Source organism: Pseudomonas sp. AP42 (assembly GCF_001728935.1).
GTDB classification, from domain to species: Bacteria; Pseudomonadota; Gammaproteobacteria; order Pseudomonadales; family Pseudomonadaceae; genus Aquipseudomonas; species Aquipseudomonas lactis.
Genome location: NZ_LYSO01000028.1, coordinates 1 through 14,631, shown reverse-complemented (window position 1 = coordinate 14,631; position 14,631 = coordinate 1). Strand labels below are relative to the sequence as shown.

The following is a 14,631-nucleotide window of genomic DNA, read 5'->3' as shown; positions in this document are numbered from 1 at the left end:
AACACCCATTCACCTGGTGCTAGCGAATGTGGCCGCGGGAATATCAACGGCCTTTAATAATTCACTATTATGAGAACTATGATCAGTGCATAGGTGTAGACGCTAACTCAAAACCACCATTGATAACGAACTGAACGCCCATACAAACCAGTAGAAAACCAACGACTCGGGAAATTGCATCGATTCCTGACTCACCAAGCACTTTCATGATTCGCCCCGAACATCGTAAAGCTATCCAGAAAATAAGCGCAGTAATGATGAATACGGTTGCGGCTGCAAGGTGAATGACGAGTGGCAGGGTCTGGTAGGTCGACTGCAGGGTAGAGGCGGAGCTGATAAGCAACGCTATCGTGCCGGGGCCTGCTGCACCAGGAAGAGCTAAAGGTACAAATGACAGATCGCGGAAATGTGGGGTTGATTTCTCTTTCTCTGAAAGGAAATCTTTCTGAACCTCTGTTTCGTCAGGTGTCGTTGCTGGAAAAAGCATGGCGAAACCGATGTAGGTAACGATCAGGCCTCCGGCTATTCTCAAGCCGGGGACAGATATTCCGAATACCTGCATTACCAGGCTGCCTCCGTAGAAGCTGACAAACATAATCAGAGCTACATATAAGCTTGCCTTCAGGATTTGCCGGTTACGCTCTACTGTAGGCAGCTTTCCTCCAAGGCCTAGTAAAAGGGAGATGCTAGTTAGAGGATTGGCCATAGGAAGCAGGGCCAATAGTCCAATAAGAACATGATGAAAGTAATTGCCCATAGTGTTTTTACTCGGTTATGCAACGAATAGGAGGCTATAAGATTATTAAGGTCGTACGTCATCTGCCCTAACGAACCGATATCAAGTCAGGACTCAATCGGGAAAGTATTTTTTTGCCTCTTCCGTGGTATAGCGCAGAAAGATCTGCACCGCCTGCGGAATCAAGCGTCGTGACAGTAGAAAAGCATACAGCGACATGTTCTGGAGGGTATAGCCAGGTAAAATACGTACCAGTTTTCCGCTCTCAACGGCCTCATTGGCGCTGGGCAAATTGAACTGCGCGATGCCAAGTCCGCGCAGAGTAAGATCCATGCGCGCATCGTTCGGTGTGGCAAGCAGGATGGCTTGCACCGGCATCAGGTGTTTATGTCCTTGGGGGTCGATGAGCTCCCACTCGGGTTCTCCCTGACGCCCAAGGCAGGGCCATTGCAGGAGATCGTCCGGTACACGGGGAGGTTTCCTGCCGGCCAGTAACAGGGGAGAAGCGAATAACCCTTGTGGCATTGAACAGATTGGCCGAGCAACCAGCGACTTGTTAATCACTTCGGCGCGGCGATGACTGAAGTAGACATCCACTGGCTCTTCAATGGGGTTTGGCACGCGTGTGCTGGCCTCCACTTCAAAATGAATTTCGTGCTGTTCTTCCAGCATTCGAGCGATAGCCGGGTTGATAAACCAGTGCACAACCTCGGGCGATCCGACGACCCGGATACGTCCTCTAATTTTTCCATCATCCGACTTGATCGCGCTTTCAACCTCCTGAAGGCCTTCGAACAAGGGCGCGATTTCGCTATAGAGCCGCTCGCCCGGGTCCGTCAATCGCATAGAGGGCATCCGATTGAACAAGCGCAGACCCAGGTGCTCCTCCAGCCGGGTCACGGCGCGACTGATGCTTGAAGTGTTCTGCCCAAGCCGTTCAGCCGCACGGCTGAAGTTCAATGTTTGCGCGGCAACGAGGAAGGTGTGGTATTCGCTCCACATGGCGTTGCTTTTATGCAATGTATAGTTGCTCCATATGGCATGGCTAAAATTAATAGACTAACACTATCATCACCAAGTCTGAGAGCCATTTAGCGTATAGGAGTTCAACTGTGACCTCGATAAATCGTATTTTTGCCAGCCTAGTTGCCTTGATGGGGCTGGGGCTATTGTTAGGTGGAGCTTACCTCTTAACCCTTGGCGGATCGTTTTATTACGTGCTGGCCGGATGGGCCTATCTGAGCGCTGGCGTCATGCTTTGGCGTAGGCAAGTTTGTGGAGTATGGCTGCTGGTAGCGGTTGCCGTGCTGAGTGTTCCATGGGCGCTCTGGGAGTCAGGCACGTTCTATTGGGCGCTGTTTCCACGCCTGCTCGTACCGGCAGCGTTGGCGAGCATCGGCTTGCTCCTGTTATCCACTTGGTCGCCTGCGGACTCCCGGCGTCGGATACGCGGCCTGGGTGTACTAGCGCTATTAGGGACGGCTGTGTTCTTTGGGTTTGCCTTTACTCCACATGGTGTCGTCTCGCCTGTCTCGGGCACACCTTTTACTGCAGCAGCCACAAACACCACGCCTTCAAATTGGTCCGCATATGGCCGAACCACTGCGGGTACGCGCTACGCGCCCTTTACGCAGATCAACCGTGACAACGTTCAGGACCTGAAAGTGGCCTGGACCTATCGTACCGGCGCGAAGATCCAGTTGGACAAGGGCGCCGTGGATTCGAACACCCCATTGCAAATTGAAGATACGTTGTTCACTTGCACACCCGATGATCGCATTGCTGCCATCGATGCAGATACGGGGGTAGAACGTTGGAAATTCGATACCCATAGTGCATCTCCTATCTGGAACCGTTGCCGCGGCCTGGGTTACTACAAGCTCAAGGAGGCGCCGGCTGATGGCGTCTGTGCGGAACGAATCGTCAATTCCACCATCGATGCGCGCCTGATCGAACTAGATGCCAAGACCGGCAAGCAGTGCCCAGGTTTTGGCAGCGACGGCGTCGTCGACCTGAAGCAGGGCATGGGCGACGTTAAGCCTGGGTTCTACTTTCAGACTTCCGCGCCGCTGGTGGCGCGCGACTACATTATTATCAGTGGCTGGGTAGTTGATAACTACAGTCGCGGTGAGCCGTCAGGCGTGATCCGCGCCTTTGATGCCCGCACCGGCGCACTGGCATGGGCGTGGGACCTGGGCAACCCGGACATAACCGGCTTGCCACCGGCGGGGCAGACCTACACGCCCGGCACGCCCAATATGTGGACCGCCGCTGCCTATGACGACCAGTTGGGTCTTATCTATGCGCCGCTGGGAAATGCCACGCCGGACTTTTTCGGCATGGAGCGACCACCGCACTCGGATGAATACAACTCTTCCCTTGTCGCCCTCGATATCATGACGGGCCGCCCGAAATGGAAATTCCAGACCGTCCATCACGACATCTGGGACTACGACTTGCCTTCTCAACCCGCGCTGGTCGATTTGCCTGACGGCCAAGGCGGAACCATCCCCGGGGTATTGCAAACCACCAAGCGTGGCCAGCTTTTCCTGTTAAATCGCGCCACCGGAGAGCCGATTGCGGACGTCGTCGAAAAGCCCGTGCCTACGGCCGGTGCGGTACCTGAAGAAAAGCTTTCGCCTACACAGCCTTATTCGGTAGGGATGCCGACTATCGGTGCCGAACACCTCACCGAGAAGAAGATGTGGGGGGCAACCATGTTCGACCAACTCATGTGCCGCATCATGTTCAAGCAACTGCGCTACGAGGGCGACTTCACGCCGATCGGTCTGACCAAGGCGCTGGATCAGCCCGGCAATATCGGAGGATTCAACTGGGGTAGCGTCTCCTACGACCCCGTTAATCATCTGGCTTATATGAACGATATCCGGGTGCCGAACATCTTTTGGCTGATGCCTCGTGATGAATTCAATACTTGGACAAAAACCCACCAGATCGAGGTGAGCGGACATGGGCCGTCACCGCAGTTGAAAACACCTTACGGTCAAGCCATTTATATCTGGATGTCATCCCTAGGGGTTCCGTGCAACCAGCCACCCTATGGGACCGTCACGGCGGTCGATCTGAATACGCACAAGGTGGCCTGGCAAGTGCCGGCTGGCACCACAGAGCAATTGGGGCCACTGGGTATCGCATCACACCTGCCCATGCCCATGGGCATGCCAACTTATGCAGGAACGATGACCACGGCAGGCGGCCTCGTATTCTTTGCCGGTTATCAGGACTACTACATCCGGGCATACGACGGGCAAAGTGGCAAACTCGTCTGGGAACATGAATTACCGGTCGGCGCCAGCGCCACGCCGATCTCCTACGTCTCGCCGACGACGGGCAAACAGTACGTTGTCATTTCCGTAGGCGGGGCAGCGCATTCTCCCGACACCGGTGACTATGTAATGGCCTTCAGCCTTCCGACATCCCAACCGTGAAGCGTCTGCAGCGACAGCAAAAGAAGGCGTTACCTGTACATGGCCAGCGCTGAATACGTGTTCAAAGCTGACGAGAAACCGGCGATGGCGGGCAGTCCTTATAAGCCCAGGCTGTCGCCGGCCAGGCGTGGCATATATTTTGTCGTAGGCTTATTCCTCGGGACCTGCACGACGCTGTGCAACGGCCTGGTGGCGAGCAATCTAGGCGAAATCTCTGGCTCTATTGGCGAGTACACGGCTCAGGTCTCGTGGTTGGTGGCAGTTTTTTTGGCGATCAATGCCAGCGCCAACCTGACCTTGGTCAAGGCCCGGATGCAGTTCGGAATCCCTTTGATCACGGCAAGCATTGTCGGTACCTACATCGCTGCCTGTGTGCTGCAGTTACTGTGGCCCACTTTGACAACTGCGGTCATTGCCACGGCGATCAACGGCTTGATGTGCGCGACGTTGATCGCCTTGAGTACCTATTATCTGATGCAGGCCATAGCCCCATCGGCCCAGCCGATGGCCCTGATTATCAGCGTAGGGCTTACCCAGATAGGATCGCCGGTGGCGCGCATGATTCCCGTGGAATTTCTCGCCTCGGAACATTGGCTTGGGCTGCACTTGTTGAATCTAGGCATTGGTATGGCGGTGTTGGGTGTGACGTTGGCGGTGCCTTTGCCACGCAGTGATAGGGCCAGCGTGTTTGCTGCCTCGGACGCAGTGGTGATTGTATTGCTGGTTTCATCCTTCATGCTGTTTGCCGGTGTGCTTGGCCTCGGCCGGAGCTATTGGTGGACCGACGCGCCCTTTCTCGGCTGGATGCTGGTGGCGGCTATCTCGTTGCTGGTGACGGTGGTGTTCATTGAACGACGTCGGCGTCAGCCGCTGTTGCAATTGGAATGGCTGGGCAGTTTCGACTTGATGCGTTTTGTTGCGATTGCGCTGCTGGTTCGGCTATCGCTGGCCGAGCAGACTTTCGGCTCGGTAGGTTTGCTATCAATGGGCGGGCTTAATAACGATCAGTTGCGTGTCCTGTTTGCGTGCGTACTGGTGTCGATGCTGATGGGGATCGTCGTCGCTTGCCTGACGTTGTCGCCCAAACGTATCCCCTGGCAGGTCATGGTCGCGGCGTTGTTTATCGCAACGGGAGCGTATCTGGACTCGCAATCCACCAGCCTCACGCGTGCGCCGCAACTGTACCTGAGCCAGTGTTTGATTGGGTTCGGTGCGACGCTGTTCATCGGGCCTGCCTTGATCTTTGGCTTTCTCAAACTGTTCGCGAAGGGACCTCAGTACATGATCACGCTCGTGGTCCTGTACGGGGCGAGCCAGAGTATCGGCAGCCTGGCAGGGTCGGCTGTAATGGGCAGCTACGAGTTCATCAGAACCCAGTCCCATATCGCTAGCCTGGCGGACAGTGCGCCGATCACCAATCCCCTTGTCGTAGCGCGCCTCGGCATTGGCGAGGCGTTGCTTTCGAGTCATATAGCCGACCCGGAACAGCGCCAGAAACAGAGCAGCAAGCTGCTAGGACAAGCGTTGCAGCAACAGGCTAGCGTACTGGCATTCAATGACGTCTTTCGCATCGTGTCAGTGCTGGCTTTTGGCACCGCGATGTATGTGTTTTATCTGCAGATGTCGGCTTTTTTCCTCTCGCGCATCCGTCGCGAGCCTGAGAACGTAAATGACTGATTCCATGACTGTTCCATCGGATGTTGAACACACTGCTTTTCATTGGTCGCCCCCGCCCCGGGGCCATTTGCAAGGCATCATCATGGTGCTGGCTGCGATTGGCGTTATTACGATCGTCCTGTACATCTGGAAGTTGCCGCCTTTTGACGCAGGTCTGCAACAGACAGATAACGCCTATGTGAGGGGGCGAACCACGGTGATTGCCCCTCAGGTCAGCGGCTATATCGTCCAGGTGGCCGGGCAAGATTTCGCGCAGGTCAAGCGAGGCGAGGTCCTTGTGCGTATTGACGATGAGGTCTATCAGGCGCAGGTAGATGAGGCGACGGCCAATCTTGGCGTCGCCAATGCCGACCTCTCCAACAACCAGCAGGCGCACGCTGCTCGCATGGCGGGCATCGAGAGTCATGTTGCAGCTATGGCCGGTGCGCAGGCGCGCTTATTGCGTGCCCGCGCTGACATGCAGCGCGCAAACGCGTTGGTCATGGATGGCGCCATTTCTACGCGCGAGCGCGACCAGTCACGAGCCGATTTCAGTCAAGCCCAGGCCGAGGTACAGCAGGCGGGTGCGCAAGAGTCGATTGCTCGGGAGGAGTTGCGTACCGTGGATGTCGGCCGTGAAGGTCTGGAAGCCCAGGTGCGGGTGGCACAGGCAAAACTGCGTGCGGCTCAGATTGATCTTAATCACACGGTCATCCAGGCGCCGGAGGATGGCGTGCTCGGAGAAGTGGGCGTGCGGTTGGGCCAATTCGTGACCCACGGCACACAATTGATGTCGGTAGTGCCCGCTGATCACTGGATAGTCGCGAACTACAAGGAGGCGCAGACTAAGGCTATTGCGCCCGGGCAGATCGCGACGCTCAGGATTGATGCGTTAGGAGGGGCGACGCTAAAGGGGCATGTCGAGCGGCTCTCACCAGCGACGGGCTCGGAATTCGCGGTGCTCAAGCCGGACAATGCAACGGGCAATTTCGTCAAGGTACCGCAGCGTATCGGGGTGCGCATATCTGTTGATCCGGACCAGCCTTTCGAGTCTTCGCTGCGCCCGGGCATGTCGGTTGAGGTCGATGTCGATACGCGTCATCGGTGAGGAGGCGGCTATCAGCATTCAGTTGCTGTTGAGAGTCCCAGGACCCCTCCGTGAATTTCCCTGACTTCTTACGAGCTGAAAGCATCAGCGCTTTTTGAGCATCATTGAGTTCGCGGAACCGGGCGATTTTGTTGACCTCGTCAGGCGGCATGTTCAGACATATCCACCACTCAATCAGGTTCAGCATCGGTTCTGCCGCTTTGGGTATTGGAGGAGCGGTTCAACGGTGAAGCGCGCTACGGCCCGGTAACAGGCCGCAGCGCCGAGGTGAGGGGGAGAGATAGAGGGAAGGGGTTCAGCCGTGAATATGTTCAGCCGCATGCATGGCCAGGTAGGCATCCAGCTTCTTGTCTTTCAAACCCAAGGTGTCGAGAATTTGCGCCATGAAACTGACCGGCGCGCTGCCAGGAGCCGTGACCACACCCTGGTCGGCAACGGCGTACGGTACGTCCTGGTAATAATCTGCTCCGCGATAATGCACCTGCTTGAGGTTGTCAGCGGAATTGGAGGTGTGCTGCAAGTGATCCAGCACTCCAGCCTTGGCCAGTACGCGGGTACCGTCACAGATCCCCGCCACGACGATGTTCCTGGCGTGAGCCTCACGGACCAGCGCCTCAATGGCGGGTGCCTTGTCTGTTTTCCAGATCGGGCCTCCCGGCACAATCAGCAAGTCGACATCGTCCAGCCGAATGGCCTCGATGGCCAGGTCGGGAATGATGGTCATGCCACCGGATGATGTCACTTGCTTGCCACCGGGAGCGGCAAAATAAGTCTCGAAGCCATAGTAGGCACGGCCCGTGGAATTGATCAGCGCGGGCTCCCAGTCAGAAAAATTCTCGGTGAGGATAGTAACGGCACGTACCATTTGAGTGTCCTTCTCAACTTTCCATGATAATCAGCAGCAACCTGCCCAGCAGGGTTGTCCTGCTGGGCATTGCCGTCGAGTGTACTCGCCAGCGGGGCTGATGAATGGTGTGGTGGAGTATCGGCAGTATGTGTTTCAACTGGCAATGACAGTGATCAACGCGGCGGCATGTTCAGGCGTGAAGCGTTGAGAGGGTGTTCTGGTGCGCTGCGCAGCTCGCCGTTGGCGACCTGGCCTGGCAGCAAGTCTGCCTCCAGCGCAGCGGCTTTAGAGCGGCCCGGCGCCTGCACTGGGTAAGCATAAAGGCTGTGCATCTAAAACGTGCGCGGTGATTGAGCCGCAGGCAAGATGGAGTCGAACCGTTGCGCAAGGCTCCAGCCTGATAGCCGCTGCAGCTCATCGACATCGATCGACTCATCTTCCTGCGCGGTGTAGCACTCGTCACCACTGCGCCTGTCATCGGGATAGACCATAAAACCACCACGGCCGTCAGGGCAGTCGGGCAGATACACCGAGGTCAGGTTGCGTTGCTCATCGAGGTGCGCATTCAAGCGCGCGATATAGATGCCCATCGAAACCGCCACACCAATAACCAGCACCACGCAGGCGACCAACTGGCTGGCATAGCCGGCGCCCAGCTCATCACGACGCACGGGCGACATGACACGACCCTGTCTGCTCAACATTCTGGCCAATCAGAAACCAGCCACTGCCTCCCATGCGTACCAACTGCGTTTGCTGTGGAAGGATGCCCACCATCAGCGCGAGGAAAATCACGGCTAACAGCACCCCTTTGATCATCGAATACAGGTTCATGACGGTGACGAGCTCTGGATAAGAAGAGCCTTAGCCTAAGCAGCACGGGGTTAACGTCAGGTAAACATCACGGGAAACCGCCCGACTTCCGCTATCCTTCACACCGCTGCGCACTGCCTGCCCGAGGGGTTTTTTCCGTGCATATTCATCTGCTGCTGGTCGAGGACAACCTGGACCTGGCCACCACCGTCATCGAGTACCTGGAGATCAGCGGCATCGTCTGCGATCACGCCAGCCATGGCCAGGCCGGGCTCAACCTGGCGCTCAACCAGCATTACGACGTCATTGTGCTGGACATCATGCTGCCGCGACTGGACGGCCAGCAGGTGTGCGCAGGGTTGCGCCAGCAAGGCGTCCAGACCCCCATCCTGATGCTGACCTCGCTGGATGCGTTGCCGGACAAGCTCGCCAGTTTTGCCGCGGGCGCCGACGACTATCTGGTCAAGCCGTTCGAGCTTGCCGAGTTGGTGGCGCGGATTCGCGCCTTGAGCCTGCGGCGCAGCGGCCAGACCAGCCGCCTGCAAGTGGACGACCTTGTCATGGAGCTGACCACCCGCAAAGTCAGCCGGGCAGGGCAGGAGCTGCATCTGTCACCTATCTGCTGGGCCTTGCTGGAGCACTTGATGCGCGCCAGTCCCGAGCCTGTTCCCAGAGAGCGGTTGGAAAGCAAAATCTGGGGCGATGAGCCACCCGACAGCAATACCCTCAAAGTGCATATGCACCGGCTGCGCAAGGCGGTAGACAAACCGTTTGGCCGGCCATTGATCCATACCCTGGCGGGTGTCGGCATTCAGGTAAAACCCCATGCGTAACGGACTGAGCCTGAAGTGGGTAATCAGCGGCAGCTTCCTGTGCCTGATTGCGGTGGTGCTGGTGATCTACAGCAAGCTGCTGCCTGAATTCACCGTGCGGGGCCTGTTCTACACCGCCAGCGCGATGATGGAGGAGGAGGCTCAGTATTTTCTCCGGCACTACAAACAGGACCCGACCACGCCGACGCCGCACAATTACTTCTATACCAGCGTCATCGGCAAGGAGGCGTTGCCGCAGGACGTGCGCGAGTTGCTCACTACATCGCCGAGCCTGTCCTTTGGCGCGGTGAATATCTTCGGCGATCTCTATTCCGATGACGACGATGAGCCGTTCCAGATCATCCTCGAACAGCCCCTGGGTGACGGCAAAACCCTCTACATGTACGACATCGACCACGATAAGGAAGCAGGTGGAGAGGTGGAGACGCCGTTGTCTGATGCCTATTTCGATCAGGTCATAGAGAGTGTCAAGTTCATCAGCCTGGCGGTATTCGTGCCGGCGCTGATTATCATCGCCTTGCTGGTTTGGTGGCTGGTTCGGCCGCTGGGGCGCCTGGTGCAATGGTCCGGCACACTCAAAGACCCTGAGGCACTGACCGGCGCTCGACCGGGTTTCAGTTTCAAGGAGTTCAACATGCTGGCCGATGCCCTGGCCAAAAGTGTTGAGCAGGTGCAGGCCGCCAGCGAACGAGAAGGCCGCTTGTTGCGTTACACCAGCCATGAACTGCGCACGCCCCTGGCGGTGCTCAAGGCCACAATCGAATTGTTGGCCCTGCAATCGGGCGGTGCGCTGCCACCCTCATTGCAGCGCATAGAACGTTCGGTGATGAACATGCAACTGATCGCCGAAACATTGCTGTGGATGAGCCGCGAGCGTCCCGAGCCGCTGCCGGAAGAAGACGTTGACCTGAGCGAGCTGGTGGGCGACCTGATTGAAAAACACCGCTACCTGATCGGTCACCGGGATATTGAGCTGAGCATCGACATCCACAACGAACCTTGCCGACTGCCCCCTACAGCGTGCCGTATCGTGATCGGCAACTTCCTGCGCAATGCGCTGCAATACGCGGAAGAGGGCACGGTGGACATCAGTTTCAAATACCCCAGGCTGGTGATTGCCAATTACATCAACGAGGCCAGGCCGCGGCAGGAATCCGACGACTATGGATATGGTCTAGGGTTGCAGTTGATGCGGCAGTTATGCGCAAAGCTGGGCTGGCAGATTGAGGTGATCCGTGAGCAACAGAGGTTTACGGTCATTCTTGATTTTACGAGCGTGCGGGCTGTCGAGTCAGAACGTTAAAGGCTGATAGCGCCTCACAGAAGCGCCAACCGGGTTAGGAACGGTTTTATAGCTGCGCCTCAGCATGCAGTCCCCGCTTCCCGCGCGCCAGTGCATAACCACTGACACGCAAGAAGGGCCAGGGCGTTACAACGTCTGCACAATGACCTGGCTTTTCAAATCGTTGACCATGCCTTCAATGGCCGGTTGCATGGCCGCAAAATCTTCCGGGGTGCAGAGAATCTCTGGCTTGCTAAACACATACTGACGCGTGATCAGCACCGTATTGGCCTTCTTCACATAGGTCGAGCGATAGTCGAAGCCCGCCTGTTTCACCGACACTGCCTTGGGCACCGCGAGGATCTTCACCTTGGCGGGGAACTCCAGGCGCGCAACTTCTGAGATTTCACTCGAAAGGCAGGAGAAGTTCTGAGTACGTTCCTTTTCGGCCATCAAGGAAAACACGCTCTGGCCAATACCGCCGGCCAGGCTGGAGAGGGTAGGCACCCCGGTCGGGCCAGGCAGGTTGACCAGATTGCTGGTGTGGCCTTTGAGGGTGAACTTGAAGGTATTGGCAGTACTGTCCAAAGCGTCAGTTTCGATCACTCCGCTACCGGATTGCCCAAACATGCTCAGGACCTGTTGCACCAACTGATTACGGTCGGCTGGCTGCATGGCCTTAAGCATGAAGCGGTTAAGCTCCGCGCCCCAACCGTCGATGGTGGAGTCGTTGGTAAAGTCTGCAGCGCCTTTGGTGTTGACCTTGAACACCATGGTTGTGTCCACTTTGCCAGGCTGGCGGGACGGTGTCTGCTTACGTTCACCGGTCTGTGTCAGCAATACCGGTTTGCCGAGTTCGGGCAGAGGCAGGTAGCCAGCGGCGATGGGCGTCGCGGTGGAGTCCAGGTACAGATCGAGGCTGGGTACATAAGTGATCACATGATTGAGCACGCCCAGGGTTGGCACCTTGGGCAGTACGTAGGCGTTGTCGGCGTTGATCAGGGCGGGAGAGCTTTCAATGGCGACGGCTTTGAGCAGTGCTTCAAGCAGGGCCACATGGTCCTTGCAGTCGCCGTAGCGGTTATCCAGCACCGCTTGCGCTGAGTGCGGTACTACGCCGCCGGCGCCGACGTACACGGCCACATAGCGGATGTTCTTGCGTACCCAGTCACTCAGCACCAGGGCCTTGCTGCGTGGGTTGTCGAGGTTGGTGGTGAGTTCCTTGGCCAGTTGGGTCATGGCCGGGGTCACTTCTACCTGTGCGCGTGCGGCGTAGGCCCGGGCAAACTGTTTGTAGTCGGTGAACGTCGATACGGCCAGCAGTTGCCCGTAGTCGGTGTAGGCAACGGAGCCATCTTCCACGCGATTTTTCTTGGTTTGCTCCAAGTCCCAGCGGTACACCGTTCGCCCGTTGGCGTTGGCTGGCGCGGACGCTTTGAAACCCCGTGAGTCGGCGTACAGCTTCATTTCGGCGGGCATGTCGTAGCTCAGGCGCACCTGCTCATTCTGGTAAAAGTCCGGCGAGAAAAGGTCTTCGAACTGCCCCGCAAACAACGGTGTATTGCGATGGCGCTGGTACCGCAGAACCATGCGATCACCCACTTGCAGCTCCGGGAAGATCACCACTTTGACCCGCGAGTCCTGAAACATCGGCGCCTGGGCAGACTCCAGTTCCTGCTGCTCCTTGATCCGGTCTGGTGTTACCACGACTTTGCGGCCATCGGATTTGAGCGTGTAGGCCTCGACAATATCCAGAGTTTCCAGGGTGCGATTGTAGGTCACAGAGCGCTGGGCGTTGGAGGTGATCGCGCGCTCTTCATTGATCCGCATAACCCGTTCGACATCCAGCACAAAGCTACCGTCGGGGTTCACGACGTAGGACTGGATGTTTTTTTCGTGGGTCAGGGAAAGGTCGGTGTAATCGGCACGGGCTGGCGTCGTCAACAGCGCGCAGACCGTGACTGCCAGCACACCGAACAGGCGTAACGAAGAGAGCGGGAGGCTTTGCATAGAGATCCTTCTGAGCTAGGGGGCGCCATTTCACCGGCCGTGTGTTCCTGAATAAGCCGATGGATAGGACTCGCAAGTGCTTCGCCTACTCAATTGGCTGACGTTCAGGGGTTATGAAGATTTTTAGGTTTCTCTCGCACGCTATGTGTGCCGAGACTTCCCATTGAGTAAGACGTTTTCGAAGGATTTTATTTAGCGCTGGTTAATCAGAAAGTTAAAAGCTTTGATCCGTGTCTCTTGGGAGAAGAGGTATTTTTTTGACGGCCGATGATCTTTCCCGTCCTCTTATTTGATATGCCGATAAGGCGTTCGCCATTGATACCTTCGCCCTGGAAAAGACCGGTTCAGCTCGCCGTTGGCGGTATTGCCGATGCGCAATTGATGCCGCATATCGCCGGCGATACCACCACGGCAATCCGCACCGCTTCGCAGTGCAGCGTCGACCGCATCCATGCGTCCAGTCACGCATTGCAGATGCCGCGTAGCTGATACTGCCTGGGCCGGCCGAATGCCTAAGCGAGTTTCACATTCATGGTGATGTGGGCGGTGAAGACCTTGACGCCACCCGCATCAAAGATCTCCACCGGCACGATCTTGTCTCCGGCGGTTTGCCAATCGATAGCGCTGCCATCGGCAACAGCGCGGATATCGGTTTTCGCCTTGGCCAGGTATTCCACAGTCATGCCTTTGGGAATCCAGCGTGCGCCTGCGGGGATCGACGCGTCGGTCATCATGCCGCCTGCAAGTTCGGCAGCGTTGCACAGTGCGATGGCATGCACCGAGGCGAGGTGATTGGTGATTTCCTTGCGAAACGGCACGGTGACCACCGCATGGTTGGGTTTGAGCTCCGCGATCTCGGGCGTGATGGTGCTGAAGTAGGGGGCCATCTGGCAGGCCAGGTTGCTGAATGCAGTGGGGCCTACGCTATTGAACATGCTCAGGGCTTGGCTCATCGGAATATCCTCAAGGGTCATTTGCAGAATAATATTCTGTGACGGAACAATATTCTGTTGATTCCACGGCTGTCAACCTGAGCTTTCTCTGCCGGTCGTTCAGCCTATAAACTGTTTTGATTTGGCGTTCCTCCATGCACTCCATCGATCTCATCGAGCGCACCTTCCCCGGCAGGCGCAGCGACCTCAAGCGCATCATCCTGCGCGAAGCACTGGCGTGTTTTAACGAGGTGGGCATTGAGGCGACCTCTATCGAAACTATTCGCGCGCGTTGCGATACCAGCGTGGGCGCTATCTATCACCACTTCGGCAATAAAGAGGGGTTGGTCGCTGCGCTGTTCTTTGCTGCGCTGGAGGACCAGGCCAGCCTGCGTGACCGCTATCTGCAAGCGGCGGATACGGCCCACGCAGGCGTCGTCGGGCTGGTGTACAGCTACGTTGAATGGGTGACCGCACAGCCGGACTGGGCGCGGTTCGTGTTTCAAAGCCGCTTTGCCGTCTCCAGCGGCCCGTTCAAGGAAGAGCTGCTTGCACGCAATAAACAGCGCAACCAGCAGCTGAAGGAGTGGATGAGCGGGGAAGGGCGCAAGGAGCATTTCAGCCACTTGCCGGCAGAACTGATTCCCTCGTTGATTATCGGCGCTGCGGAAAGTTACTCGCGTGCGTGGTTGTCGGCGAAGGTCAAAAAGAGTCCATTTGAATACCGCGAATTGCTGGCTGAAGCGGCGTGGAAGTCGATCAGCCTGGGTTAGTCAGGCCTGCTCACCTCCTGTGGGAGCTGTCGAGCTTTAGCGAGGCTGCGAAAGCGGTGGTTCAGGCGCTGAAGAGGTTGATTATGCCGCCGCCTTCGCAGCCTCGCTGGGGCTCGACAGCTCCCACATTTTGAGCGGTGTTGTTGTCGGGTGCTGTGTTGGGCGCGGTGGCGCTGCAAAGCGATATTCCAT

15 protein-coding genes are annotated in these 14,631 nt (G+C 57.1%); 7 read left to right on the top strand and 8 right to left on the bottom strand.

Annotated features, from left to right (window positions below):
* Positions 1-82: 82 nt before the first annotated feature.
* Positions 83-757 (bottom strand): MarC family NAAT transporter, encoded by a 675-nt coding sequence (locus A7K61_RS13015; protein WP_014719246.1) that lies wholly within the window; start codon positions 755-757, stop codon positions 83-85.
* 93 nt (positions 758-850) lie between these two features.
* On the bottom strand, positions 851-1,756 hold the full coding sequence (locus A7K61_RS13010) for a LysR family transcriptional regulator (protein ID WP_014719245.1): 906 nt from the start codon (positions 1,754-1,756) through the stop codon (positions 851-853).
* Between the two features lie 92 nt (positions 1,757-1,848).
* Here A7K61_RS13010 and A7K61_RS13005 point away from each other — a divergent pair, with 92 nt between their 5' ends.
* Genes A7K61_RS13005 through A7K61_RS12995 form a run of 3 tightly spaced genes read left to right on the top strand, consistent with a single transcriptional unit; the run spans position 1,849 to position 6,949 of the window.
* Positions 1,849-4,185 carry a membrane-bound PQQ-dependent dehydrogenase, glucose/quinate/shikimate family gene (locus tag A7K61_RS13005; RefSeq protein ID WP_034136059.1) on the top strand — a complete coding sequence of 779 codons (2,337 nt, stop codon included), beginning with the start codon at positions 1,849-1,851 and terminating at the stop codon, positions 4,183-4,185.
* A 39-nt stretch (positions 4,186-4,224) separates the two neighbouring features.
* Entirely contained in the window at positions 4,225-5,862 is a 1,638-nt protein-coding gene (locus A7K61_RS13000; RefSeq protein ID WP_069557715.1) for an MFS transporter, read from the top strand.
* On the top strand, positions 5,855-6,949 hold the full coding sequence (locus A7K61_RS12995; protein WP_069557714.1) for an HlyD family secretion protein: 1,095 nt from the start codon (positions 5,855-5,857) through the stop codon (positions 6,947-6,949). The genes A7K61_RS13000 and A7K61_RS12995 overlap by 8 nt, the downstream gene beginning before the upstream one ends.
* Before the next feature lie 295 nt (positions 6,950-7,244).
* Here the strand turns inward: A7K61_RS12995 and A7K61_RS12990 are convergent, their stop codons facing one another.
* The 4 genes from A7K61_RS12990 to A7K61_RS33150 all read right to left on the bottom strand — a co-directional run bounded on the left by A7K61_RS12990 (position 7,245) and on the right by A7K61_RS33150 (position 8,630).
* Complete coding sequence (locus A7K61_RS12990) at positions 7,245-7,814, bottom strand: type 1 glutamine amidotransferase family protein (protein WP_069557713.1); 570 nt, start codon at positions 7,812-7,814, stop codon at positions 7,245-7,247.
* A gap of 155 nt (positions 7,815-7,969) precedes the next feature.
* Complete coding sequence (locus A7K61_RS33155) at positions 7,970-8,128, bottom strand: hypothetical protein (protein WP_170949793.1); 159 nt, start codon at positions 8,126-8,128, stop codon at positions 7,970-7,972.
* On the bottom strand, positions 8,129-8,476 hold the full coding sequence (locus A7K61_RS12985; protein ID WP_069557712.1) for a hypothetical protein: 348 nt from the start codon (positions 8,474-8,476) through the stop codon (positions 8,129-8,131).
* Positions 8,457-8,630 carry a hypothetical protein gene (locus A7K61_RS33150; RefSeq protein ID WP_014719228.1) on the bottom strand — a complete coding sequence of 58 codons (174 nt, stop codon included), beginning with the start codon at positions 8,628-8,630 and terminating at the stop codon, positions 8,457-8,459. The genes A7K61_RS12985 and A7K61_RS33150 overlap by 20 nt, the downstream gene beginning before the upstream one ends.
* Before the next feature lie 137 nt (positions 8,631-8,767).
* Here A7K61_RS33150 and A7K61_RS12980 point away from each other — a divergent pair, with 137 nt between their 5' ends.
* Both A7K61_RS12980 and A7K61_RS12975 read left to right on the top strand, forming a co-directional pair.
* Positions 8,768-9,442, top strand: a complete 675-nt coding sequence (locus A7K61_RS12980) for a response regulator transcription factor (RefSeq protein WP_047711450.1) — start codon at positions 8,768-8,770, stop codon at positions 9,440-9,442.
* Positions 9,435-10,745 carry a HAMP domain-containing sensor histidine kinase gene (locus A7K61_RS12975; RefSeq protein ID WP_069557711.1) on the top strand — a complete coding sequence of 437 codons (1,311 nt, stop codon included), beginning with the start codon at positions 9,435-9,437 and terminating at the stop codon, positions 10,743-10,745. The genes A7K61_RS12980 and A7K61_RS12975 overlap by 8 nt, the downstream gene beginning before the upstream one ends.
* 126 nt (positions 10,746-10,871) lie before the next feature.
* On the opposite strand, the gene A7K61_RS12970 is transcribed toward A7K61_RS12975, so the two are convergent.
* Positions 10,872-12,734 (bottom strand): DUF3857 and transglutaminase domain-containing protein, encoded by a 1,863-nt coding sequence (locus A7K61_RS12970; RefSeq protein ID WP_069557710.1) that lies wholly within the window; start codon positions 12,732-12,734, stop codon positions 10,872-10,874.
* 267 nt (positions 12,735-13,001) lie between these two features.
* On the opposite strand from A7K61_RS12970, the gene A7K61_RS31330 reads away from it, so the two are divergent.
* The gene (locus A7K61_RS31330) at positions 13,002-13,223 is read left to right on the top strand and encodes a hypothetical protein (RefSeq protein WP_256557820.1); all 222 of its coding nucleotides are present in this window, start codon (positions 13,002-13,004) and stop codon (positions 13,221-13,223) included.
* A gap of 23 nt (positions 13,224-13,246) precedes the next feature.
* On the opposite strand, the gene A7K61_RS12965 is transcribed toward A7K61_RS31330, so the two are convergent.
* Complete coding sequence (locus A7K61_RS12965; protein ID WP_069557709.1) at positions 13,247-13,687, bottom strand: hotdog fold domain-containing protein; 441 nt, start codon at positions 13,685-13,687, stop codon at positions 13,247-13,249.
* Between the two features lie 134 nt (positions 13,688-13,821).
* Here A7K61_RS12965 and A7K61_RS12960 point away from each other — a divergent pair, with 134 nt between their 5' ends.
* Positions 13,822-14,439 (top strand): TetR/AcrR family transcriptional regulator, encoded by a 618-nt coding sequence (locus A7K61_RS12960; protein WP_069557708.1) that lies wholly within the window; start codon positions 13,822-13,824, stop codon positions 14,437-14,439.
* Positions 14,440-14,631: the final 192 nt, after the last annotated feature.

What these genes read in the sequence shown, in the direction of transcription:
- A7K61_RS13015 (WP_014719246.1), bottom strand. Translation starts at nt 757, where the DNA reads ATGGGCAATTACTTTCATCATGTTCTTATTGGACTATTGGCCCTGCTT.
- A7K61_RS13000 (WP_069557715.1), top strand. Translation starts at nt 4,225, where the DNA reads ATGGCCAGCGCTGAATACGTGTTCAAAGCTGACGAGAAACCGGCGATG.
- A7K61_RS12995 (WP_069557714.1), top strand. Translation starts at nt 5,855, where the DNA reads ATGACTGATTCCATGACTGTTCCATCGGATGTTGAACACACTGCTTTT.
- A7K61_RS12990 (WP_069557713.1), bottom strand. Translation starts at nt 7,814, where the DNA reads ATGGTACGTGCCGTTACTATCCTCACCGAGAATTTTTCTGACTGGGAG.
- A7K61_RS33155 (WP_170949793.1), bottom strand. Translation starts at nt 8,128, where the DNA reads ATGCACAGCCTTTATGCTTACCCAGTGCAGGCGCCGGGCCGCTCTAAA.
- A7K61_RS12985 (WP_069557712.1), bottom strand. Translation starts at nt 8,476, where the DNA reads ATGTCGCCCGTGCGTCGTGATGAGCTGGGCGCCGGCTATGCCAGCCAG.
- A7K61_RS33150 (WP_014719228.1), bottom strand. Translation starts at nt 8,630, where the DNA reads ATGAACCTGTATTCGATGATCAAAGGGGTGCTGTTAGCCGTGATTTTC.
- A7K61_RS12975 (WP_069557711.1), top strand. Translation starts at nt 9,435, where the DNA reads ATGCGTAACGGACTGAGCCTGAAGTGGGTAATCAGCGGCAGCTTCCTG.
- A7K61_RS12970 (WP_069557710.1), bottom strand. Translation starts at nt 12,734, where the DNA reads ATGCAAAGCCTCCCGCTCTCTTCGTTACGCCTGTTCGGTGTGCTGGCA.
- A7K61_RS31330 (WP_256557820.1), top strand. Translation starts at nt 13,002, where the DNA reads ATGATCTTTCCCGTCCTCTTATTTGATATGCCGATAAGGCGTTCGCCA.
- A7K61_RS12965 (WP_069557709.1), bottom strand. Translation starts at nt 13,687, where the DNA reads ATGAGCCAAGCCCTGAGCATGTTCAATAGCGTAGGCCCCACTGCATTC.
- A7K61_RS12960 (WP_069557708.1), top strand. Translation starts at nt 13,822, where the DNA reads ATGCACTCCATCGATCTCATCGAGCGCACCTTCCCCGGCAGGCGCAGC.